The organism is Occallatibacter sp., from assembly GCF_049582745.1.
Taxonomy (GTDB): Bacteria; Acidobacteriota; Terriglobia; order Terriglobales; family Acidobacteriaceae; genus Telmatobacter.
On the sequence record NZ_JBAUUO010000074.1, the window covers coordinates 1 to 23,981 of the forward strand.

General features: G+C 57.7%; 15 protein-coding genes. 10 read left to right on the forward strand and 5 right to left on the reverse strand.

What is annotated here, in order from left to right; translation table 11 throughout:
* Window positions 1–225: 225 nt before the first annotated feature.
* Both WCA10_RS11940 and ltrA read left to right on the forward strand, forming a co-directional pair.
* A complete protein-coding gene (locus WCA10_RS11940; protein WP_472822749.1) occupies window positions 226–1,533 on the forward strand; it encodes a S41 family peptidase in 1,308 nt (435 codons plus the stop codon).
* Window positions 1,534–2,358: 825 nt separating this feature from the next.
* Window positions 2,359–3,756 (forward strand): group II intron reverse transcriptase/maturase, encoded by a 1,398-nt coding sequence (ltrA, locus tag WCA10_RS11945; protein WP_472822750.1) that lies wholly within the window; start codon window positions 2,359–2,361, stop codon window positions 3,754–3,756.
* 69 nt (window positions 3,757–3,825) lie between these two features.
* On the opposite strand, the gene WCA10_RS11950 is transcribed toward ltrA, so the two are convergent.
* On the reverse strand, window positions 3,826–4,872 hold the full coding sequence (locus WCA10_RS11950) for an IS110 family RNA-guided transposase (RefSeq protein ID WP_472822751.1): 1,047 nt from the start codon (window positions 4,870–4,872) through the stop codon (window positions 3,826–3,828).
* Window positions 4,873–5,132: 260 nt separating this feature from the next.
* The gene (locus WCA10_RS11955) at window positions 5,133–6,461 is read right to left on the reverse strand and encodes a metal-dependent hydrolase family protein (protein ID WP_472822752.1); all 1,329 of its coding nucleotides are present in this window, start codon (window positions 6,459–6,461) and stop codon (window positions 5,133–5,135) included.
* A gap of 162 nt (window positions 6,462–6,623) precedes the next feature.
* On the opposite strand from WCA10_RS11955, the gene WCA10_RS11960 reads away from it, so the two are divergent.
* The gene (locus tag WCA10_RS11960; RefSeq protein WP_472822753.1) at window positions 6,624–7,481 is read left to right on the forward strand and encodes an inositol oxygenase family protein; all 858 of its coding nucleotides are present in this window, start codon (window positions 6,624–6,626) and stop codon (window positions 7,479–7,481) included.
* 185 nt (window positions 7,482–7,666) lie between these two features.
* Here WCA10_RS11960 and WCA10_RS11965 read toward each other — a convergent pair whose 3' ends face one another.
* The 3 genes from WCA10_RS11965 to WCA10_RS11975 all read right to left on the reverse strand — a co-directional run bounded on the left by WCA10_RS11965 (window position 7,667) and on the right by WCA10_RS11975 (window position 14,318).
* Window positions 7,667–10,333, reverse strand: a complete 2,667-nt coding sequence (locus WCA10_RS11965) for a M1 family metallopeptidase (protein WP_472822754.1) — start codon at window positions 10,331–10,333, stop codon at window positions 7,667–7,669.
* A 219-nt stretch (window positions 10,334–10,552) separates the two neighbouring features.
* The gene (lspA, locus tag WCA10_RS11970) at window positions 10,553–11,077 is read right to left on the reverse strand and encodes a signal peptidase II (RefSeq protein ID WP_472822755.1); all 525 of its coding nucleotides are present in this window, start codon (window positions 11,075–11,077) and stop codon (window positions 10,553–10,555) included.
* 115 nt (window positions 11,078–11,192) lie between these two features.
* Window positions 11,193–14,318, reverse strand: coding sequence for an isoleucine--tRNA ligase (locus WCA10_RS11975; RefSeq protein WP_472822756.1), 3,126 nt, complete (start codon window positions 14,316–14,318; stop codon window positions 11,193–11,195).
* A 277-nt stretch (window positions 14,319–14,595) separates the two neighbouring features.
* Here WCA10_RS11975 and WCA10_RS11980 point away from each other — a divergent pair, with 277 nt between their 5' ends.
* From WCA10_RS11980 to WCA10_RS12010, 7 genes are all read left to right on the forward strand, one after another.
* Window positions 14,596–15,603 carry an energy transducer TonB gene (locus tag WCA10_RS11980; protein WP_472822757.1) on the forward strand — a complete coding sequence of 336 codons (1,008 nt, stop codon included), beginning with the start codon at window positions 14,596–14,598 and terminating at the stop codon, window positions 15,601–15,603.
* Window positions 15,604–15,841: 238 nt separating this feature from the next.
* The gene (locus tag WCA10_RS11985; protein WP_472822758.1) at window positions 15,842–18,049 is read left to right on the forward strand and encodes a glycoside hydrolase family 3 C-terminal domain-containing protein; all 2,208 of its coding nucleotides are present in this window, start codon (window positions 15,842–15,844) and stop codon (window positions 18,047–18,049) included.
* A 74-nt stretch (window positions 18,050–18,123) separates the two neighbouring features.
* A complete protein-coding gene (locus WCA10_RS11990; protein ID WP_472822759.1) occupies window positions 18,124–19,074 on the forward strand; it encodes a D-hexose-6-phosphate mutarotase in 951 nt (316 codons plus the stop codon).
* A 490-nt stretch (window positions 19,075–19,564) separates the two neighbouring features.
* Window positions 19,565–21,016 (forward strand): sigma-54 interaction domain-containing protein, encoded by a 1,452-nt coding sequence (locus tag WCA10_RS11995; RefSeq protein ID WP_472822760.1) that lies wholly within the window; start codon window positions 19,565–19,567, stop codon window positions 21,014–21,016.
* A 317-nt stretch (window positions 21,017–21,333) separates the two neighbouring features.
* Window positions 21,334–22,209, forward strand: coding sequence for a sigma-54-dependent transcriptional regulator (locus WCA10_RS12000; RefSeq protein WP_472822761.1), 876 nt, complete (start codon window positions 21,334–21,336; stop codon window positions 22,207–22,209).
* Between the two features lie 424 nt (window positions 22,210–22,633).
* A complete protein-coding gene (gene nusG / locus WCA10_RS12005) occupies window positions 22,634–23,239 on the forward strand; it encodes a transcription termination/antitermination protein NusG (RefSeq protein WP_472822762.1) in 606 nt (201 codons plus the stop codon).
* Between the two features lie 96 nt (window positions 23,240–23,335).
* Window positions 23,336–23,974, forward strand: a complete 639-nt coding sequence (locus WCA10_RS12010; protein ID WP_472822763.1) for a polysaccharide biosynthesis/export family protein — start codon at window positions 23,336–23,338, stop codon at window positions 23,972–23,974.
* The last annotated feature ends 7 nt before the right edge of the window (window positions 23,975–23,981 follow it).

Genomic DNA, 23,981 nt, shown 5'->3' on the forward strand with positions numbered 1-23,981 from the left:
CTTAACAACGGGCTCTCGGTCAGCACCAATGTCAAGGCCGGGCTGTAGCTGTCGCATGCTCCAGCGGATCCAGTATGACCTACGCCTGTTCATCCCGTCCCTCTTGGGACACCCCATCCGACGCTTAGCATTCAAACAATCCGCCCGCGACCTGTGATTGGACACACATCCTCGTTCTATCTGCCCTGTTAACATGTCGATTTTCAACAAAGTGGGGCATTGATTATGCGCCTTGTCCGAGTGTTGATGATGCTGTTTGTGTTGTTTGCAATGTTTTCAGCGATGAAGAGTTTTGCGCAGAAGTTCGACCGCCTTGACCAGGAAATTGCCGAGACCATACTCAAAGACGTGTCGGACGACGTCAGCAAGAATTACTATGACCCGACTCTCCATGGCCTTGACTGGAATTCGCTTGTTCAGAAGGCCAGAACGAACATCGAAAATGCTCACGATATGGAAGAGGCCATCGCGCAGATCGAGGGCCTGCTTCAGTCGCTGCACGACTCCCACACCTTCTTGATCCCTCCCCAGCACGGGAATAATTTCGATTACGGCTGGCGGTTCAAGATCTTCGGCAGCCGCACCTATATCACTGAGGTTCACGCCGGGAGCGACGCGGAGAAGCAGGGCGTTCACCTGGGCGATGAGGTGTTGGCGATCAATGGCTTCAGAGTGGATCGGCAATCTGCCCCCCTGCTGCACTCCGCCATGGAAACGTATCTTCCGCTCAGCAGCGTCGAGGTAAAGCTGCGCGATAGTCAAGGCCGCGTGCGCGACCTGCGGCTGCTGGCGTCCGTCACGCAGCAACCAGCAATTGCGGGACTCAGTTCGTGGGCCCCCCACGAGATGCGCCTCAAGGCCGAAGATGCTTGGGACAACGCACGGGCTGAGGCAGTGGAACTCAGTCCCGATTTATTGGCCATTCGGATTCCGGCGTTCCTCCAGACCGGCCATGATGTCGACGCCCTGTTTGCCAAGGCTCGGACCCACAAGAAGCTGATTATCGATCTGCGCGGGTGCAGGGGTGGCACGGTCGACTCGCTTCACGCGTACCTTGACCACATCTTCAGTCACGAAGTGAACTTCGGAAAACTGGTCGAGCGCGGCAAGGTGACTCCCCAAACGATCAAGGGCAATGCCAAAAATGCATTCACCGGCGACCTGGTTGTATTGGTTGACAGCGAAACGGCATCCGGTGGGGAGATCTTTGCCCGCGTGGTGCAGCTGGAGCAACGCGGTACCGTAGTCGGCGATCGCACCTCAGGCCTTACCATGGCGGCGATTCGTATTCCGCATCACGCAGGCATGCATCCGTTCTACCTTTACGGCACTTCCGTGACCATCGCTGATACCGTCATGACCGATGGAAAAAGCCTTGAGCATGTCGGTGTATCACCCGACCAGACCTTTCTTCCCAGCCCGGCCGATTTAGTCGCTCACCGTGATCATGTCCTGTCTTTTGGGGCGAGCTTGCTGGGTGTCCAGTTAACCCCCGATCTGGCCTCCAAAGTATTCGTTCGCGAAAAGCGTTGATCAAGTATTGGATCAGAACGCCCAGGTTGCCTGCTCCTTGATGTCCGGGCTAATTCCATCCGAGGCTTTCCGTCTGTTCCTCCCGCACGATTAGGCGAAGAGTCACCGCCAACTCGGAATGTATGGTCCGCCGCCTTGTCGCAAGCGAAAAATGAGAATGACTTGTTGGTCTGCGCAAATGTATTCGGCCTTTGTTGGAGCCGAGGCTCCGGGCCAGGATGGAATGCGCCGCGTTCCGTTCCCCATTAGTTACGCAGTCTTGGGAGACTTCTTCCGAGTTCGGGTTTAGGGAGCGCCGGGTTCGACCGTTGTGCCATCTCATTGTTCGCCAGCAGACCTGGCAGGATCTTAAACTTCGTAGTCGTCGCTGGTTTGCGGATGTGGGAATCGCATAGCGATTTCCAAGGCTGTCGCTAGACAGCCGTCATCGTGTGCCGTGCATGTTTGACAGTTTGAGGGTGCAAGTCCCTTATCCAACCTGATGGAGGTGAAGGATTAGCGAAGCGCAAGGGCGTCGTCGCGAGGCGGGGTCTGAAGGAAGCGTGGAGCAAAGGCGTGTGCCGATGGACAAGAATCGGATACGAGGCCTGCACTCGCGGGCGAGTTGGCAATGAGCAGCAAAGCCCATATCCATCAAGGCGAGTGTCGGTAAATCCGGCGGTGGTGCGCTGAAGGCGGTCGAACTTACCACGGGAGATCTGCTGCATGTCGTGGAAACACGACTGGAGAAGAAGCGATTCTTCTTGAACGTGCAGCAGAAGTCAGCAAAGGGCATAGTAGTCCGGTACATCGGACGAAGGCCTGAACGATAGGAGAGGCAAGTACGTGGCACGACTCAAAGGTGCAAAGCGGCAGAATAACCAGCTACAGCTGGCCTTCGAGGAAGCGACGACGAGTGAAGCTCGAAGTCAGTCCTCCGGAGGGACCGAAGCATCGGAGGCGGAGTGCAGTGCAGAAAGCCTGGCACCAGATGAGCAGTGGATGGAGAGAATCTGCCAGCGAGAAAACCTCTGGCAGGCTCTCAGGCGGTTAAGAAGAAACGGAGGCAGCCCGGGCATCGATGGAATGACGGTTGATGACCTTACCGGCTACCTGAAGCAGCACTGGTTAGAAATCCGGGACCAGCTGTTGAGTGGAACATATCAGCCGCAACCGGTACGTCGGGTGGAAATCCCAAAGCCGGACGGAGGAGTGCGAAAGCTTGGCGTTCCTACGGTGCTGGATCGAATGATCCAGCAGGCGGTGATGCAGGTTCTGCAAGGCAGTTGGGATAGTACCTTCTCTGAATCGAGCTATGGGTTCCGTCCCGGGCGCTCGGCGCATCAGGCAGTGGCGCGTGCCCAGCAACATGTTGCTGCGGGGTTCCGCTGGGTGGTCGACCTCGATCTGGAAAAGTTCTTTGACCGAGTTAACCACGACCGACTGATGGGGCAGATCGCAAAGCGCGTGCACGATAAGCGCCTCCTGCGACTGATTCGGAGCTGGCTCAAGGCGGGTGTGTTGGAGAACGGACTCGTAGGACCGACGGATGAAGGGACGCCGCAAGGTGGACCTCTTTCGCCTTTACTATCGAATCTTGTTCTCGATCAACTCGACCGTGAGCTGGAGCGAAGAGGGCACCGGTTCGCTCGGTACGCGGACGATTGCAACATCTATGTCCGCAGCCGTCGAGCAGGCCAACGCCTGATGGGAGGGCTCACAAGACTCCTTGAAGGTAAGCTCAAGCTAAAGGTGAACCGGGAGAAAAGTGCTGTGGCACGACCGTGGGAGCGGAAGTTCCTCGGGTTCAGCTTTACAAACGGGAGGCAGCCGAAGCGCAGAATCGCGCCCAAAGCAAAGTCCCGGTTCGAAGCTCGAGTCCGAGTCCTCACTCGTCGCACTCGTGGTATCAGCATCGAGACCATGGTTCGCGAGCTAGGCCGCTACCTGCAGGGTTGGCAAGGCTACTTCGGCTTCTGCCAAACCCCGACCGTGCTGGACCGTTTCAATAAGTGGATCAGGCGTCGTATACGCTCTGCTGCCTGTAAACAATGGCGGACAGGGAAGACACGGTACGCTCGGTTGCGGGAGCTCGGTCTAAGTCATGACCTCGCGGCCCGTACGGCAGGGCATCAGTGGGGTCCATGGCGGCTTAGCCGCACAGAAGCCCTTTCTTATGCCATGCCCGCCGCTTACTTCGATCGCTTGGGGCTTCCTTCCTTGCGCTGCACAACTGGCGCGTAATCCTACCGAACCGCCGTGTACGGACCCGTACGCACGGTGGTGTGACAGGGAAAGCGAGTGATCGCATACCTATGTCGATTGCAGACCAGTCGTGTCTGCCTGCAAAAGCGGCCGGTAGGCATCTCCGCTGGCCAGTACGGCCCATGCCATGCGTGCCAGTTTGTTGGCAAGTGCCACGCCGACGATGTTGTAGTGGCTGCGCGATGACAACTCTGCCAGCCAGTGCTTCAGACCGGAGCACTGCTTGTCTCTGTATTTCAGAACCGCACGCGCACCCTGAACAAACAGCTTCCGCAGATAACTGTTGCCGCGCTTGCTGATGCCGAGAAGCTTCTGCTTGCCGCCGGTGGAGTGTTCGCGAGGCACCAGCCCAACCCAGGCTGCGAACTCGCGGCCCTTGCGGAATGCTCCACCATTTCCAATCGCGGCGATCAGAGCAGTGGCCGTGAGCGGGCCGATCCCCGGGATCGCATCCAGGCGCTGACAGGCTTCACTCTGCTTCGCAGCTCGCTCGATCAGCATCTCCGCCTGTTCGATGTGGATGGCCAGCTGCTCCAGTTCCTGCTTCAGTTCGACCAGCAGGAAGCGAAGCGTTCCCGACAGGGACGTCGAGCCATCTTCCAGGATATTAGGGAGGGCCGCATCCAAATGGCATCTTCCCGTTCGCACTGTGATGCCCCGCTCCAGCAACAGACCCCGGATCTGGTTCACCACCGACGTACGTCGCATGATCCAGCGTTCCCGCACACGGTGCAGCGACTGCATATCCAACTGCTCGTCGGTCTTGATCGGTACGAAGCGCATCGAAGGCCGGCTCACTGCTTCGGCAATCGCCTCGGCGTCAATGAAGTCGCTCTTGTTGGTCTTCACGAACGGCTTTACATACTGTGCCGGCATCAGGCGCGCTTCATGGCCTTGCTCGCGCAGAGCCTTGCCGAGAAAATGAGAGCCCGCACAGGCTTCCATCCCGATCAGGTGAACTTGCACGTTCGCAGTGAAGCGAAGAAGTTGGGTGCGCGAAAACTTCTTCCGCACCTGGACCTCTCCGGCCTGGTTCAGTCCAACAAGGTGAAAAGTCGTCTTGCCTAAATCGATGCCGATCGCATGCAGGTTCATGGGACGCCTCCTTGCCCACCGTTAATACTTCCCACTGAAGGAAGTCAAAGGCGGCGGACCATCCCATTAGTTAGCATTTTTGTGGGCGCACATCTCTGTAGGTGATTTCAAAGCAGGTCCTTCACTTCGCTTGCCCCACGAGCACTTCATGCTCGCGGGGCCCCAAGCCACTCCGCTCAGGATGTCACTTCAAAGACTTGTGTTGCAGGGTACATAAACGTTCTTGAGAAATAGAAATCTGTACCGAACCAAGGCCGGAACTATTTCACGTGGATTACGGGGTTGCGGTCGGGGTGGGCGGGGTCTTTGATGATGCGGCCGCCTTGCATGACGAAGGCTACGTGTTCCATGACGGTGATGTCGGAGAGCGGGTCGCCCTGGACGGCGACGATGTCGGCGTAGCGGCCGGGCTCGAGGGAGCCAATGTCCTTGTCTTTCTCGAGCATGGTGGCGGCGTTGATGGTGGCGGCCTGGAGAGCGCCGAGCGGGGTCATGCCGCCGCGAACGAGCGCACCGAATTCTTTTGATACGGATTCATCGACGTCGGCATCGTCGACGCCGTAGGCGATGCGGATGTGATGGGCGAGGGCGAGTTTGAAGGCGGGGCCCTGTGCGGCCATGATCTCGACGCCCTTGGCGTAGGAGTCGGGATCGCGGCCTTTGCTTAGGCCGGTTTCCATGTCGTGCTGGAAGCAGTAGAGCGTGGGGACGAGCCAGGTGTGGTGCTGCTCCATCAGCTCCGCGCCTTCTTCGTCGAGCATGGTGCCGTGTTCGATGGAGTCAACGCCGGCGCGAACGGCGGCCTTGATTCCGGCGGCGCCTTCAGCGTGGGCCATGACTTTTTTGCCGGCGCGGTGGGCGATTTCGACGGCGGCGGCCATCTGCGCTTCGCTGAGTTCCTGGACGTGGAAATCGGAGATGGGATCCATGACGCCGCCGGTGGCCATGAGCTTGATCCAGTCAGCGCCGTATTTGATGTCGCGGCGAACGACGTGGGCGATGTCGTCGACGGTGTCGGCGACGTTCTGGCCGCGGGGCAGTTGCATGTCGGGGGAGAAGGGCGTGCCGTCGCCATGGCCTCCTGTGATGGAGATGCAACTGCCTGCGGCGGTGATGCGGGGGCCGAGGATGATGCCGCGCTTGACGGAGTCGCGCAGGGCGAATTGCGGATAGTCGGGCGGACCTTCGCAGGCGTCGCGCAGGGAAGTGAAGCCGTGATCGAGCCAGAGGCGCAGGTTGTAGACACCCCACACGGTGGACTGCGGAATGGAGGTGCGGAGATGCGCGGCGATGTTTTGCGTGGTGGGGTTGGAGAGGGTGTGGGCGTGGGCGTCGATGAGACCAGGGACGACGGTATAGGCGGAGAGATCGGTGACGGGAATGCCGGAGGGTGCGGAATCGGCGATGGATTGAATGCGGTCGCCAGCGATGAGGATGTAGGCGTGCGGACGGACGGCGCCGGTGCGGACATCGATAAGTTTGCCGGCGAGGACCGCCTGGGTGGCAGCGGGTGTGGCGGGCTGTTGCGCATAAACGGTGGAAGCGGCAAGGAAGAGGGCGACAAGGAAACAGCAGCGTGAACGGGTCATCTTGCGATTGAAGGTAACACTCGGGCTGGCCAGTGGAAAAGGGAAAGCGTTGATTGTATTGAGTGCCGGGTCGATGCGAGATGGAGATGTTGCCATGGGAGCGGGTGTTTGATAGAACAACCTCATATTGGAACGTCGCTCGGTGACGGATGGAGACGCAAAATGAGCACATCAATTCCCCACGCAAAACCCCTGGCCCAATTGGATGAATGGGACGATTTCGTCGAAGGGCGGTACAAGGAAGGAAAGTCGCAAGAGGAATTTCGCATTTATGATGCAGCGGCTCAACCGGGAGTGGCAGAGTTTTACCGGCTGAATCATGAGGGGCAGACGGTGGAGTACCTCTTCGGGAAAGAGAAGGATTACTTCGGACTGACGAGAGGGAAGAAGACGATCTGGGAGGCGGCAGATTTTCTGAATACGCTGGTGGACGACAGCGACCCCGATACCGATCTGACGCAGACGGAGCATCTGCTGCAAACGTCGGAGGCGATCCGGCGCGATGGGCATCCGCGGTGGATGGTGTTGACAGGATTTCTGCACGATCTTGGGAAGTGTCTTTGCCTTTATGGGGAGCCGCAGTGGGCGGTAGTGGGCGATACGTTTCCGGTAGGATGCGCATGGTCAGAGGCGATTGTTTTCCACGAATATTTTGCGAAGAATCCCGATCGCAACGTACCGGAGTATCAGACAAAATACGGAATCTATGAGCCGAATTGCGGACTGGAAAATGTTCACATGTCCTTTGGGCACGACGGGTACATTGCCGAAGTGATGAAGCCCTATCTGCCGATTGAGTCGCTTTACATGCTGCGATTCCACTCGTTTTATCCGTGGCATCGACACGGGGCGTACGATCACCTGGCGAACGATCAGGATCGGGCGATGTTGGAGTGGGTGCTGAAATTCAATCAGTACGATCTCTATTCGAAGGGACACGCGAAGCCGGATCTCAAGCAATTGAAGCCGTACTATGACGAGCTGTTTGCGGAGTTTTTGCCGGAGAAGGTGGCGTGGTAGGGCGACCGCGCTGACGCGATTAGACCCCCAAGAAAAGCAGAAAGGCAACTGCAGGTTCCTCCGCTCCCGTTGGTCGGTCGGAATGACAGTCTGCAGTGAGGCCTGGGTTTCAATTATGTAATGATGCTTGGGTTCAACAATGAGATGGCCGCCGGTGGATGCCGGCGGCCATTGATGTTTCGGGATTATTGCAGGTTCGCGCCGGAGGCAGTCGACGAGGCGTGAGTGTCAAGGGAGGTCTTCGCGAGCCAGGTTTTTAGTTGAGGTTCCTGCAGGTCGCGGAGTTCGATGCAGCCGTTGATGTGCTCGATGGCGTGCTTGAGCGCCTGGTCAGCATCGGGGACATGGTGTGCGGCGAAAAACTGCGAAACGTCGTCACGCTCCGATGCAGAGCAGAAGGCGCTGGTGGCGCCGACGAGGACGTTGCCCATCTCGGGTGTGAACTCCTTTTTCACTTCATCCCAGTGGGTCTGGATGAATCTCCAAGCGAGGTCGCGGTTCTTGTCGGTATCGAGCGAGATGGCGAGTTGGATTGCGGCGTCCTGATTGCGGACTTTGTCGGAGACGGCGTAGTTCAGAGCACGTTCGGCGAGATCGGGGTTTTCAAACATGGCGAGGAGGCGGAGCGCGCCGATCTGAATTTCCGGGTTGGTGGAGGTCTCAGAGACCTTCTGCAATTGATCGAAGAGCGCGGCATCGCCGTTGCGCGCGGTGATCTGGAGCGCGGTCTGGGCGATGTTGTGGTCGACTGAATCTGGATTGGCGAGGTATTTCGCGCTGATTTCGCGGGCCTGTCCGAGGATCTGGGGATCCTCTGCTTCGCCGAGAGCGGCGAAGAGGAGCGCGCGCAACTGCTTCTTGTCGGGTGAGTCGCTGTCGGCGGGTGGGCCCAGTTTCGCGTATTCAGGTGCGAAGGTTTGCCGGAACCATGCTTCGAGCGCGTCTTTTTCTTCGGGCGTGGAGGCGATGCGGGCATTGACAGCGCCGAGTCCGTCGAGAGCGGAGGAGACTACGTCTGCGTTGGGATCGGATTTGACGGCAGCAACGAGGTTCAGGTAGTCGCCGATGGTGGCCTTGTTGGCACGGACCTGGGCCCACTCGTCGCCGATGAGGCTGATGCGCTCGGTGGGGGAGAGCCCGGATTCAACCTGCGAGGCGAGAGTCGCGTAATCGGCGGGGGTGTAGGCGGTGCGATAGTATCCCTTGCCGCCTGCATTGGCGAAAAAGAGTGGCGCGTGCGGCACATTCAGGGAAGTTGTTTCGGGGGTGAGAAGCCGGCAGTCTTGCTTGTGTTCGCCGGTTTTGAAGCAAACGGGGAGCGTCCACTTCTGCGCTGCATTGGGTTGAACACTGGGGCTGAGGTAGAAACGGTTTTGCGAGACGGTGACTTTGCCGCCTGAGGGCTGACCGAAGGTGAGCAGCGGAACACCGGCCTGGGCTACAAGGCTTTCCATGATCTTGTTGACCGGCTTGTGGCTGGTTGCGGTCTGCGCGTTCCAGAAATCCTCGGCGGTGGCGTTGCCGTAAAGGTGGGCCATGAGGTAGTTGTGGACGCCCTGGCGGAAGGTTTCGGGACCGACGTAGTTTTCTACGCTGAGCAGAACATCGCTGGCCTTGCCGTAGGAGATGCCGTCGAACATCTGTTCAATTTCGGCCGGCGTTTCGGCGCGTGCGCGGATGGCGCGTGTGGTGGGCTGGGCATCGAGGTTCAACGTGCCGTCCATGCCTGAAGCGACAGCCTGATCGATATCCCACTCGGGGTGCATGGCTTCGACGGGCTTGTTCTCCATCCAGGTGGCAAAGCCTTCGTTCAGCCAGATGTTGTCCCACCACTGCATGGTGACGAGATCGCCGAACCACTGGTGCGCCATTTCGTGCGCGATCACCAGCGCGACTTCTGTTTTGGCATTGATGGATGCGGTTTTGGGATCGACGAGAAGGGCGGTTTCGCGATAGGTGATGGCGCCGAAGTTCTCCATGGCGCCGGCTTCGAAGTCCGGTATCGCGATCAGGTCGAGCTTCTTGAGTGGATAGGGAATGCCGAAGTAGGTGTTGTAGTAGTGGAGCACGTATTTAGCGACATCGACACCGTAGGTGGTGAGGGCAACCTTGTCGGGAGTGGCGCAGGTGCGGATGGCTACACCGTCCTGTTCGCCGGAGCTGCACTGGAAATCGCCGACGAGGAAGGCCACGAGGTAGGTGGACATCTTCGGGGTGGTGAGGAACTTGAGGGTGTGCTTGTCTGCGCCGGGGCCGGGCGTGTCGCTGACGATGGGTCCGTTGGAGATGGCGGTGTCGCCCTTATCGACGATGAGGGAGATATCGAAGGTGGCCTTGAAGGCCGGTTCGTCGAAGGACGGGAAGGCGCGGCGCGCATCCGTGGATTCGAATTGGGTGACGGCGTAGTTGCGTTTGGCAGTTTTGGAGAGATAGAAGCCACGAAGCTCGCCGTTCAGTATTCCGGTGAATTGGATGGAGATGCGGGCTTTGCCGGCGAGAAGTTTGCCTGGGACGGTGAAGGTGGCTTGTTCTTTTTCTTTATCGAGGGCGACGGTGGCGGTTTGGTCATTGCCGGCGGCCTCGATTTTTACGGATTGAAAGGTGAGGTCGTGGGCGTTGAGAGTAATGGAACTCGTGGGATCGGCCAGCGTGACGTCAATGACTTCAAAGCCGGTGAAGGTGGCGGCTTTGAGATCGGGAGTGAGCGTCAGGGAGTAATGCTGGGGGCGGACGGTGGTGGGGAGGCGCTGGGCCTGGGAGGTAAGGGTGGCAGCGATGGTGACGGCGGCGAAGAGACAACAGGGAAAAACAAGGCGCACAAAGCGCAAGTGGAAAGCAGGATCGATTCTCATTTCATCCTCTAAAAGACGATAGGTACGGAAATTCCGGCCCGGAGTTGCGAAGAAGGTATTCGGCGGCATCCGACGGCGTCTGAACTAGAAGCCTCGCAGAGCGCGGTTATTGGTCGTAACCGCTTGTAGATGACACTTCCGTCATTTTAGGGTACCGGGGCGCACATTGGTAATGCGCAAAGTTACCAGGCGGTCTTTCTGAGTAACGAGCGAAGCAGTTTATTGGATTTCGACCGAATCGGCAGGTTCTGAGGACCTTCGAGGGAGCAGGGAATCGAGGAGGAGGAGGCAGGCTCCGATGACGATGGAGCTGTCGGCTACGTTGAAATCGGGCCAGTGGTAGCCGAAGATGTGGACTTCAATGAAGTCGACGACGGAGCCGTAGGCGATGCGGTCGTGCAGGTTGCCGAGCGCTCCGCCGAGCACGAGGGCGAGAGCGACGGTGGCGAGGGAGATGCGGCTGCCGAGGCGGATGAGCACGATCAGGACGGCGATGGCTGCCGCTGCGGAGAAGGCGATGAGGCCCCAGCGGACGGCGTTGGGCGAGGCAGAGTCGGCGAAGAGGGAAAACGCTGCGCCCTCATTGAGCCAGTGGGTGATGCGCAGGAAGCCGGGAATCACGAGGATGCCGTCGCCCAAGGGGACGTGAGAGGCCACGAGGGACTTGGTGATGCGGTCGAGGACGATGATGACGGCTGAAATGAGGAGGAGCCACGGGAGTTTGCGGGGGGTGGGGATGGTCATGCGACAACCGCCCCATGAATGGTGTTTGGGTCGAGGGTTGTGGACGCCCGCTCATCGCGATAGGACCGCGATGAACGGGGCACAGCGTTCTGTTGTCTATGTTCTTTGCGCATGTTCAATCGGGTGACTGGGGCGGCTCGATGTTCATTTCGTGAAGGGCGTTGTGGCAGCGGGTGCAGACGTCCTGCCAGATGCCGTAGTTGGAGACTTCGGGCATGAAGTTCCAGCAGCGGGCGCATTTGTGGCCAATCGGTTTCTCAACGTACGGGATGAACTGATCCTCTTCCAACGGCTTTACCGAAACACTGTTTGGGCCGTTTTGGTCCAGATAGTAGGTCTGCGATCGGTACTCCATTTCAGCGACATTTTGAGCTTGAGAAACGTTGAAGATTTCTTTTAGACCCTCTGGATGGCGCTCGAAATTGCGGTTAAGAAGCGCATTCACCTTACTTCCGCAAACTACGATTACTCGGGCCTCTAAGCCCTTCCCAATTTTCTTGGCCTGCCTCTCAATCTCAAGCTTGCGCAATACTTCATCCCTGACTGCGAAGATCTGCTTCCACTCTTCAAGCAACGGCGCGGGATCAGCAGAATAGATCTCTTCCGGCTTGGGGAAGAGGGCGAGATGCACGCTTGATTCGCGATCGGCTGTGGCGGGAAGGTATTCCCAGACTTCGTCGGCGGTGAAGCTCATGATGGGCGCAACGAGGCGGACGAGTGTTTCGGTGATCTGCCAGAGGACGGTTTGCGCAGAACGGCGCGCGTGGCTTGTGGGCGCGAAGGTGTACATGCGGTCTTTGAGGATGTCGAGATAGAACGAACTCAGGTCGACGATGGCGAACTCATTGATGGCCTGGTAGACGCGGTGGAATTCGAACGCTTCGTACCATGCGCGGATTTTTTCGGTGAGGTCGCGAGTGCGGGCGAGCATGTACCGATCGAGCGGGAGAAGCTCCGCTTCTTTGACCCTTTGGAGTTCGGGGTTGAATCCATGAAGATTGCCGAGCAGGAAGCGGAAGGTGTTGCGGACCTTGCGATAGAGGTCGGCGCAGCGGGCCATGAGGTTTTCGCTGGCGGCCATGTCTTCGCGGAAGTCGATGGAGGCGACCCAGAGGCGCACGATTTCACCGCCCATGCGGTCGGCGATATCGACGGGATCGACGCCGTTGCCGAGGGATTTCGACATGGCGCGGCCTTGCTCGTCCAATGTGAAACCGGCGGTTGCCACGCGCGAGTAGGGTGCACGGCCTCGGAGAGCGACTGAAGTCAGCAGCGAGGAGTGGAACCAGCCGCGGTGCTGGTCGCCGCCTTCGAGGTAGAGGGCTTCAGGGCGATTCATTTCCGGCGCCCCTACGGGGCTCTGAGAGATTTCTTTTGCCGCTTTCCCAGGACTGCGCTGCGCTTGTCCTGGGCTATTTTCGATGGCTCCCTCCGGGAGCCGGGAGGGCACGAGCCCATGTTCTTCCTGCTGAAAGGCCTTATAGATGGTGCGGAGGTCGGGATCGGATTCGCAGACGGCGAACCAGCTGGTCCCGGAGTCGAACCAGACGTCGAGGATGTCGGTTTCCTTGCGGAAGTCGGTGCTGCCGCAATGGGAGCATTTCGCATTGACGGGAAGCAGTGCTTCAATCGGCGTGGTGTGCCAGGCTTCCACGCCTTCTCGCTCGAACATGTCCGCGATCGTGCGATTCAGAGCGGGATCGAGTATTGGCTTGTTGCAGCTTTCGCACATGAAGACAGCGATGGGCACGCCCCAGATGCGCTGGCGGCTGATGCACCAGTCGGGGCGCGTCGCGATCATGTTGGTGATGCGTTCCTTGCCCCAGGATGGGTCCCAGACAACCTTGTCGATTTCTTCGATGGCTAGTTGACGGTAGGTTGTCTCGGAGCCGTCGGCGCGTTTCATCGGGGTTTCAAGCGAGATGAACCACTGCTCGGTGGCGCGGAAGATGACGGGGTGGTGGCAGCGCCAGCAGTGGGGATAGGAGTGTTCAAGATCGGAGACGGCAAGCAGGGCGCGCCGCTCTTCAAGCATGGCGACGATGATGGGGTTGGCGGCCCAGACCTTCTTTCCCTCGAAGGGAGGGAGCGAGGCGTGAGGCCACGCGGCGGGATCGACGTGGAGATGGCCGGATGCGTCGACGCGGCAGGTCTGGTCCAGATCGTAGCGCTGGCCGGTGTAGAAATCGTCTGCGCCGTGGGAAGGGGCAGTGTGGACTGCTCCGGTGCCCTGATCGGCGGTGACGTAGGTGGCGAGCACGCCGAGGATGCTGCGCTCGAGGAAGGGATGCTTGTAGGTAGTGTGCTCGAGGGCGCTGCCTTTGAAGCGGGCGAGTTCAGTGGTTGCGCCGAGTTTGCATGCGGCGATGACGGTGGGGGCGAGTTCGGCGGCGACGATGTAGACGGGGTCCGAGGGTGACGGCTGTGTCTTGAGGTTGCCGCTTGCTGCAAAGGCAACGTATTCGAAGTCGGGGTGGAAAGCGACAGCCATGGATGCGGGAATGGTCCACGGAGTGGTGGTCCAGATAATGGTGTGGACTTCGCGGCCTGCGAGGGCGGGGTCGAGCGCTGCCGCGTCGGAAGTCATGCGATAGCGCACATATATAGATGGGCTGGTGTGCTGCTCGTATTCAACCTCGGCTTCAGCGAGGGCGGTACGGTCGTGAATGCACCAGTAAACGGGCTTGAGTCCGCGATAGACGAAGCCTTTTTCGAGGAAGCCGTAAAAGGCCTCCAACGTGCGGGCTTCGTAGTCGCGGGCCATGGTCATGTAGGGCTTGTCCCAGCGACCGAAACAGCCGATGCGTTGAAACTGTGAGGTTTGGAGGTCAACGTATTTCTGCGCGTATTCGCGACAGGCGGCGAGGACCTCAGGGACAGGCATTTCGAGCTTTTTGCGGCCGAGTTGTTCGTCGACTTTGATCTCGATGGGCAGGCCGTGACAGTCGTAGCCGGGAACGTATGGAGAATCGAAGCCGGCCATGGTCTTCGACTTGACGACGAAATCTTTCAGGCCTTTGTTGAGGGCATGGCCCAGATGAATGGGGCCGTTGGCGTAGGGAGGTCCGTCGTGGAGAAGGTAAGGGGAGCGGCCGGCACAGGCCTCGCGCAGCTTGTCATAAAGGCGGATGGAGGCCCATTTTTGGAGCCGAAGAGGCTCATTCTGGGGCAGATTCGCCTTCATGGGGAATGCAGTTTGCGGCAAGGTTAAGGTCGCCTTCAACTCCGGCGCTGGAGACATTGGAACTCCCTGGTGCGGTGAAAAGATCTTGAATGTTTAGTCTAAAGGAGCCGAAAGGATTTTTAAGGTAACAACTGATCTCTGGGGCCGTCTATCGTTTATGGGAGCTCTCACTTCGGAGGAATACGAGTCCCTGGAGGGCGCGACAAGCCAAAACGCCTCGTGTCTTCATCTAAAGACAAGGACGGGCAATGTCGAGCATAATGGAAGGATGGACCACGAAGCGAGCGATAGCCAAGCAGGGCAGTCGCTGCCGCGAGGGCCAGTATCGGCAACTATGGCAAACGACGTATTAATCCAGCCGGATTCGGAGACGAAGAGCGACTTACCCTCGATGGAAGGTCATGAGCTCGACTCGTTCCTGGGAAAAGCTTTTGAAGAGAAGCCGATCTGGAAAGACCTCTATGAAAACATCCGTGATGTCTTTTTTCCGCCGAAGCTTCCACCGCTGGTTCTGACCTCGAAGCCGATACCGGTGATAGACCGGATGGCGGTGAAGGCGAATCCCTGGGCCGTGGGCACGTCGAGTTTTGTAAATCTCGCCATCCTGGCGATTGCGATCTGGCTCGGTCTCACGATCATTCACCCGGTCGTGAAAGCGACGAATCTGACCAATGTGGATGTCAGCGACATTCTGAAGGCGCCGAAATTAACTACCCCGGCGGGCGGCGGCGGCGGCGGTGGTTCGCACGACATTGTGGATCCGATGAAGGGCAAGCTGCCCCCGCGGATGAAGGATCCGATTACGCCTCCGATGGTGCCGATCCTGGAGAAGCCGAAGCTGGCATTCATGCCGGCGATCAATGTGCAGAAGGACATTACGCTGCCAGATAACCCGCAGATGGTGAACTTCGGAGTGAAGAACTCCGCCAACGTGCAGCTGGCCTCGAATGGCTCCGGCGGCGGTGGTGGCATGGGCAATGGCTACGGCGGGGGAATTGGTTCGGGTAATGGCAACGGGTTTGGTCCCGGCAGCGGTGGAAATACGGGCGGCGGTGTCTACCACATCGGCGGCGGGATTTCTGCACCGGTGCCGATCTTTACGCCGGAAGCAGAATTCTCTGATGAGGCGCGGCGCGCGAAGTACCAGGGCGTGTGCCTGATTTCTCTGATCGTGGACGCACAGGGTAATCCGCAGAATCCGCGGGTGGTTCGACCGCTCGGCATGGGGCTGGATGAAAAGGCGCTGGAAGCTGTAAAAAAGTACAAGTTCAAGCCGGCGATGAAGGGCGGAACGCCTGTGCCGGTGATGATGAGCATCGAGGTTAACTTCAGGCTGTATTAGCCACCCCAGCGACGAAGACCTGTCGCCGGGGACCCCGGCGCAGGGCGCAGGGATCAGGGTTCAGAGATCAGGGATCAGAAAAACGGAGAGCGAGGCGCAATGAGCGCTTCGCTCTTTTGCTTTGTGGCGATGAAGTGGGGTCGATGACTCTTTGAATTCTGTATCAATCGATTTACTCCAGTGCTTATTGAAATCTGGCGTGGTAATCTTCGGTGTTCGATTCGAGGAGGGTTTTGCGATGCGCCTGGTAGTGGGTCGGTGTGGGATTTGGGCGGCGGCGTTGGTGTTGATGAGTTGGGCGGCGGCGAAAGCGCCAGCTCAGAGCGATTATCCATTTCGCAATACTTCGCTTTCGGACGATGCGCGCATTCAGGATTTGCTGGGTCGATTGACACTGGATGAAAAAGTGTCGCTGATGTCGGATCATCCGAAGATCGAGCGGCTGGGCATCGTCTTCTCAGGACAGGTGGAGGGGCTTCACGGCGAGGCGTTGGGCGGACCGGCGAATTGGGACGCGCGCGGAAGGCAGCCTGCACCGACGACGACCTTTCCGCAGGAAAAAGGGCTGGGCGCGACATGGGACACGGACCTGTTGAAGAAGATCGGCGCGCTCGAAGGCTACGAGACGCGCTATTTCTATCAGAATCCGGTTTGGGACCGCGGTGGCGTGGTGGTGCGTGCGCCCAACGCGGATTTGAGCCGTGATCCACGCTGGGGACGCACAGAGGAATCGATGGGCGAGGATCCGTACCTGGTGGGGACGCTCACAGTAGCGTTCATTCGCGGATTGCAGGGACCGGATCCGAAACACTGGCAAGCTGCTTCGCTGATGAAACATTTCATGGCGAATGAGAACGAGAACGGGCGCACGCATACGTCTTCGGATTTCGATGAGCGGCTTTTTCGGGAGTACTACTCGGTGCCGTTTCGGATGGGGTTTGAAGAAGGCGGATCGCGCGCGGTGATGGCCTCGTATAACGCGTGGAATGGGACGCCGATGACGGTGAATCCGGTGCTGAAGAACGTGATGATCAAGGAGTGGGGCAATGACGGCTTGATCTGCACGGACGGCGGCGCGCTGGGACTGCTGATCACGGCGCACAAGGCGTTCCCGGATAAAGAGCATGGATCGGCGGCAGCGGTGAAAGCAGGGATCAATCACTTTCTCGACACATACAAGCCGGACCTGACGAGGGCGTTGAAGGATGGGTTGCTGACGGAAGCCGATATGGATGCGTCGCTGAAGAATCTGCTGAGGCTGTATTTGCGGCTGGGGGAGATGGATCCGCAGGGAGCGGATCCCTATGGAGCAATTGGCCGGCAAGGGAAGGGCGATGTTCCGCCGTGGGAGCGCGCATCGAGCAGGGAACTGGCGCGGCAGGCGACGGATGAATCGATCGTGCTGCTGAAGAACGACGGGAACACGCTGCCGCTCGATAAGACGAAGTTGAAAACGATTGCGGTGATCGGACCGTGGACCGATACGGTTTTGCAGGATTGGTACAGCGGAACATGGCCACACAACGTGACGATCCTGGATGGAATTCGCGAGGCGGTGGGCAAAAACGTGCAGGTGCTGTTTGCAGACGGCTCGGATGAGAACGAGGCGGAGGCTCTGGCGAAGAAGGCGGATGTCGCGATCGTGGTTGTTGGCAATCATCCCGTGTGCAATGCGGGATGGGATCAGTGCCCGGTTCCCTCCAACGGCAAAGAAGATGTGGATCGCAAGACGATTGTGCTGGAACAGGAAGAGCTGGTGAAGAAGGTCTTCGCTGCGAATCCGAAGACGATTGAGGTGCTGCGGTCGAGTTTTCCGTATGCGATTGTGTGGAGTCAGCAAAATGTGCCCGCAATTGTGCACCTGGTTCACAACAGCCAGGAAGAAGGGCATGGACTGGCGGATGTGTTGTTTGGGGATTATTCACCGGCGGGCCGGCTGACGCAGACATGGCCGACCGGGGATGATCAGTTGTTGCCGATTCTCGACTACAACCTGCTGGATGGCGAAACCTATCTCTACAGCAAGAAAAAGCCGCTGTATGCGTTTGGGTATGGGCTGAGCTACACGACGTTCGATTATCGCGTCGTGACAACGAGCGCATCGCACATGGATGCCGACGGCGGTGTGCAGGTGCATGTAAAGGTGAAGAACGCCGGCAAGCGTGCCAGCGACGAGGTTGTTGAGATGTACGTCCAGCACATGGGTTCCGCGGTGACGCGGCCACAACTGGAACTGAAGGGATTCAAGCGGGTGCGGATTGAAGCTGGCGCGGAAAAGGATGTGACACTCGAATTGAAAGCGCGCGATTTGGCGTACTGGAATACGCCGGACCATGTGTGGCGCGTGGAGAAGGAGAAGGTGCGCATCCTCGCGGGTGGATCGAGCGATAAGCTTCCGGTGCAGACGGTTGTCGATGTGACGGGGACGAAGGACTACAAGCCGTAATCGAGATGAGGCGTCAGGAGCGGAGATCGCATTTTGGCACCCGTAGGCATTCGGTAGGGGAGAATCCGGGAAGTATGGCAAACGACGCGAAGATCGCCGCCTTCAATGGACGGTGCGCCATTTCCGGCGTAGCAAAGATTGAGTTCGGAAATGGTGGATTGCCGAGGATTCAAATTGAGACAGCAGCAGCGACCGCGGAGATCTACCTGCACGGGGCGCAAGTGACTGGCTGGAAACCGGCGGGCGCAGACGAAGTCCTCTTTGTGAGCGAGAAGTCGCACTGGGAGGCCGGTCGAGCTATCCGCGGTGGGATCCCGGTGTGTTTTCCCTGGTTCCGTGGCAAATCAGATAATCCGAAGGCTCCGGCACATGGATTTGTGCGGACGAAGGAATGGCATCTCGAGTCGATCACAGAGGTTTCGGGCGAATCGGTGTGCGTGTATTTCTCGACCGGGAGCGATGAAGCGACGCGCAAGTGGTGGCCCTTTGATTTTCGATTGGAATATCGAATCACGGTTGGAGCGCGGCTGAAGGCGGAACTGAGGATGAAAAACACAGGCGTTGCTGCGCTTCGATTTGAAGAAGCATTGCATACCTACTTCAACGTGGGCGATGTGGAGAAGGCTGAAGTGCGGGGGCTGGATGGTGTGGCGTATTTCGATAACCGGGATGGGAACCGCAGAAAGATACAAACGGGTGCCCTTCGGCTCTCGGCGCAGACCGACAATGCCTTTGTTGGAGCTTCGGGGTCGGTCGAGATAGTGGACGGGGTCCTTGGGCGAAGATTGAAGACGGCGAAGCGGAACTCGAATTCGACGATTGTCTGGAACCCTTGGAGCGACGGAGCTAGTTCGCTGACAGATTTCGGAGCCGATGAGTGGCGCAGGATGCTTTGCGTTGAAGGTGGGAATATCCTGGATTCTGCGGTAAGCCTCCAGCCCGAAGAGAGCCACACGATGAATATCGAGATCAGCGTTGCAACGGAAACGGTGCATTCATGCGAGTCTTTCCGGGATGCGATCTAATTCACTTTTCCATATTGAATCCGGCGAGCCGTTCATAGATGTTTATGAAATTCCTATAAATCCTCGTAGACCTAAGGCGATGAAAACACACATTTGTTTCAGCTACTTACACTGAGGATGTTACTAAAGTTTTATTGACTCGTAACCGCACCTATCCTACTGTTAAGGCTCCAAACAGGTTCAACAATTTAGGCCCGTTGGAAGAATTGGCCCGTTTCACAGTCCGCGTTCATTTCGTGGTCCGTTCCGATTGCGGGAGCACTTCCGATCGACGGACACTGAAGTTCTTTCGAGATTTCGGCTGGGTGCCGGTTTCTTTTCGCTTTGGTCAAACTCGCGGTATGCACGAGCCGGACCCATGCGAAATTCTGGCGGACGTTTGCAGAGCGATGGTCGCGTTATGAGTTTGCCTGTTTTGGGCATATGACGCGAAGCCCGATTTCTCATTTGCAAGAATTGCCTCCTCCTCGGGTGCCTTGTGCGAACAAACTTGCTTGTTCTAAGCGTTCTTCGATCTGCCGAAACGCGTTTACTGCTCAGTGAAGTCATCGAGAGCGCCGGCCACAAGCTGGTGCAAGCTGGCAGTTGCGATCAGGCGGAGCTTCTGCTCAACAACGGAGTGGAAGCCGATCTCGTCATCCTGGAGTCGTCGTCTCCGTTCACCCTTCCGGCTCTTCACAAAACTCTTCGGACAGCCTCAAAGTCCACTGTTTGCATCGTGTGCGGCCCCGGCGAGCAGCGAACCCTGGGCAAGGCTTTCGCGCCAGGAGTTGGGCTGTTTCTAGAGCGCCCACTCGTGGCCACCGATGTCTCGATCATGCTCGAGCGGGCGTGCGATGCAAGTACGGCGAAACGAGAGTTGGGGTGCAGAAACACAGCGAATTCGGTGTGCCCGGGTTCAGAGGCAACGGAAGTGATCCGGGAGGAATTGGCGGATGGAAGGTACTTCCTGGCGGCAGCTCCCTCGATGCTGAGGATCTATCGCCAAGTCCAGCTTCTGGCGGATGTGGATGCTCCGGTTCTGATTCTTGGCGAGAGCGGTACGGGCAAGGAAGTGATCGCGCACCTGATTCATAAGCATTCGCGCCGAGCGGAGCATCGTTTCGTAAATGTGAATTGTGCAGCACTGCCGGCCGATCTGCTCGAAAGCGAATTGTTTGGATACCACCAGGGCGCATTCACGGGCGCCATCAAGGATAAGCCGGGCAAATTTGAACTGGCGCATCGCGGCACTTTGCTGCTGGATGAAATTGGCGAGATGAGCGCGCCGATGCAAGCCAAGCTTCTGCATGTGCTTCAGGATGGCCAGTTCAACCGGCTTGGCGCGCGTGAAAGCAGCAGGGTAGACGTGCGCGTACTGGCAGCGACCAACGTGCAGATCGAGAACGCACTTGCGGAAAAATCGTTCCGCGAGGATCTTTACTACCGGCTGAATGTCTTCACCATCAATGTGCCAGCGCTACGAGAGCGGCGCGAAGACATTCCCTATCTGATTGAGGAGACCATCTGCAGGTTGCCGGAGACGTTGCGGTACGGAAACGAAGCCGTATTCCCGACGCGTTTGATGGATGCCGCAATGCTTTACGACTGGCATGGAAACGTGCGTGAGCTGCGGAATTTTGTAACCCGCACAATCACCATGCGCGATTCAGATACTGCGGTTCGCGAACTGGAACAGAAGATCGCCGAAGTTCGGCTTGAGGATGAGGAACCCGGGCGGGCGCTGCATGCCCAAAAGTCGGGGATGCGCTCAGTTGTCCGCGATATGAAGGATCGCGCAGAAGCACAAATGATACAGGAAGCCCTGGAGATTTCCGGTTGGAACCGGCGCCATGCGGCCAAGTATCTCAACATCAGCTACCGAGGCCTGCTCTACAAAATCCAGCAACATGGGCTCGCTCCGAAGTCTCTCTCATGGAGCCGAACCGCCTCAGGGATATGAGGCGCTAACCAATCAGCGGAGCCTTGTTTCTACTTTTCCACCGAGCTTTGGTGTCCTCGCGCGTGGAATGTTTCTCTCTTTAGAACGCACGCAAGAACCCACGCAATGCATTCAGTTCCACGGCAGATCAATGTTGCAATCATTTGCATACTTCCAAAGTGAGTGTGCAAAATCCTGCACACTTCTGTTTTTTGCGATCGTTGAAGCTGTTGAGAATCGATGAATTTGCTTCAAAACCGGGGGAAAACCCGTGAAATGAAACCTCGTCACAATTCACTATTGGTCATGATCTTGCAAGAGGCATAGTACCAACCCGTATGACTGCAATTACTGCCCAAGCCGATCGGCTCGAACTTCCCACTGCTGAGTTTATTTTTGGCAGCACGGCTGGAATGGACAAAGTTAGGGAAGAAATTGAGCGAGCGTTTTGCGACGATTTTCCCGTGCTGATCGAAGGTGAGAGCGGTACGGGCAAGGAAGTGATCGGCCGGTTTCTGCACACGGGTTCGATTCGCGGCAACGGACCTTTTTTGAAGCTCAACTGTGCTGCGGTTCCACCTGACCTGTTGGGAGCAGAGATGTTCGGTTGGGAACAACGGGGAGCCGTGGATGCGAGGTTGACGGCGGTCGGTTCGGTTCGCATGGCGTCTGGTGGGACGCTCTTTCTGGACGAAATCGGGGATATGGATTCTGCCCTTCTAGAAAAACTGATGCAGACACTCGAATCGGGAAATTATCGCCGTCCAGGTGGGAATGAGGATCTTACGGCAAATGCGAGGTTTGTATGCGCCTCGGGTATTGACCCCGAGACCGGGCTGAAGAGTCGCACGTGTGTCGAGAAACTGCTCGGGCTGTCCAATCTCCATCGCGTGCGGCTGCTGCCACTTCGCGAACGTAAGGAGGATATTCCGCAACTTTGCGAGTATTTGCTTGGAAGATTTGCCCGTAACTTTGGCCGGTCTGTTCCACGACTGAGTTCGAATGCGCTGGACGCGTTTCAGCGGTGGAAGTGGCCGGGGAACATTCGCGAGCTGGAAAACTGGATTGCCAGGATCGTGATTTTTGGAGCCGAGGATGTCATCGGCCCGGAGTTTAGCCGGCAACTACTGGCTTTTGAGGAGGCGGCAGCGAGAAGCGGTCATGTGCCTCACATGAAAATGGGTTACGCGAGGCGTCTTCATCGGCATCGCTGAGGTTACCGGCGGATGCGCCATGTCAACTCTACGGAGCGCGGGGATTATGAAACGGCTGCATTTGACCCAAAAGTAACAATTTGAAGGCTCAAGGATCAGGTTTTGAACAATGGGGTTGATCGGATCCCCAAGGATTGTGGAATCAAAGATTTGGATTTGGGTTCCGGGCAAGGAGGATGTGGTTACTGCGGCGGCTTGGTTAGGTTACTGCAGAGGTACTTCGCCGACCCTAATAGGGCATTGTAGAACCCACTGGGTTCCCCGACTATGGGACAGGGTTTCTCCGCTGCCCAGGTTGAACGGTAAGGCTCGGCAGTTGAGAGAGATTCGGACGACCGAACGGTTAAAAAAAACACTGAGCATGTAACTCACAGGGCGAAGCTATGTCCTCAGCGGCGAAGGGATGCAATCGGGGGTTCACTTGGTGAAGGTGCAGAGTATCGAAGTGCCGCAGCAAATGGAGGCTGCGTGGTGCGTGGCGCATACGCGTCACCAACACGAAAAGTCCGTTAGCGAGATGCTAATCACCAAGGGCTTTGAGGTTTTTCTACCGCTTTACGAGTCGACCCGCAGGTGGAAGGATCGTCGGAAAGTACTATCGATGCCTTTGTTTCCCGGTTACGTTTTTGTGCGTGGAGCGGTGGAACGCAGGCTTCCTGTACTGACCACACCGGGGGTGCACACGATCATTAGCCAAGGAGAACGGATTGCCACAGTGCCGGAAGAAGAGATTGAGGCGATCCGCCGGACGGTTGACGGCGATTTCAGCGTGGAGCCTCACCCCTTTCTGCGCTGCGGCGAGCGTGTTCGCGTGGCTCGCGGCTCACTTGAAGGTGTTGAGGGCATTCTGACGCGAAAGAAGAACCTGTTCCGGTTGGTCCTTTCTGTGGAGATGTTGGCGCAATCGGTAGCTGTCGAGATTGACGCAATGGATGTTGTTCCAATAGTGCAGCGCAACGTGGTGGCGCTCGATGCCACGCAGTGCAAGCAAGCCGATCCGCCTCTGCGAACGTCACTCGCGGGCGATTAGAACGGAAGTCTGGACAGAGGTTCGATGCAGTACACGAAGAGCGTCAGGCCGAAGATATGCGGTTCTGAACGCGACAGATGGTTGACAGGAGTGCCTATGAAGTTGACTGCCCTGCACGTGTTGTTCTTGGGATTGGTCCTGGTTCTCGCGGCGCCGCGACCGGGGCAGGCACAGGCTGCGCCAAACAGAAGTTCCGTCTCGGCAAGCTCGAATGCACAGGATTCTGGGTCGGGCATCAAGGCGCATGACGACAATTTTGTGATCGGCAATGACGATGTTCTCGCCATCAGCGTATGGAAAGAAGCAGAATTAAGCAAGTCGGTTCCCGTGCGTTCCGACGGCAAGATCTCGCTTCCGCTGGTGGGGGAGATTCAAGCCGCCGGACGCACCCCTCTGCAATTGGAGAATGAGATCACTGACAAGCTGAAGAACTTCATCACGACGCCGGAAGTTACTGTCGTCGTAGAAAAGGTGAACAGCAGGAAGTACAACGTTCTCGGAGAGGTTACAAAGCCGGGTTCCTATCCACTGACGACCGATACGACGATCATGGATGCCATCGCAGCGGCAGGCGGGTTTCGTGATTTTGCAAAAAAGTCGGGCGTGTACGTGCTGCGAAAAGGCCCTGACGGACACGAGTCCAACCTGAAGTTCAATTACAAGGAATTCATCAAGGGCAAGAATTCCGCTCAGAACGTCAAACTCGAGCCGAACGACACGATCATTGTTCCGTAGAGGCCTT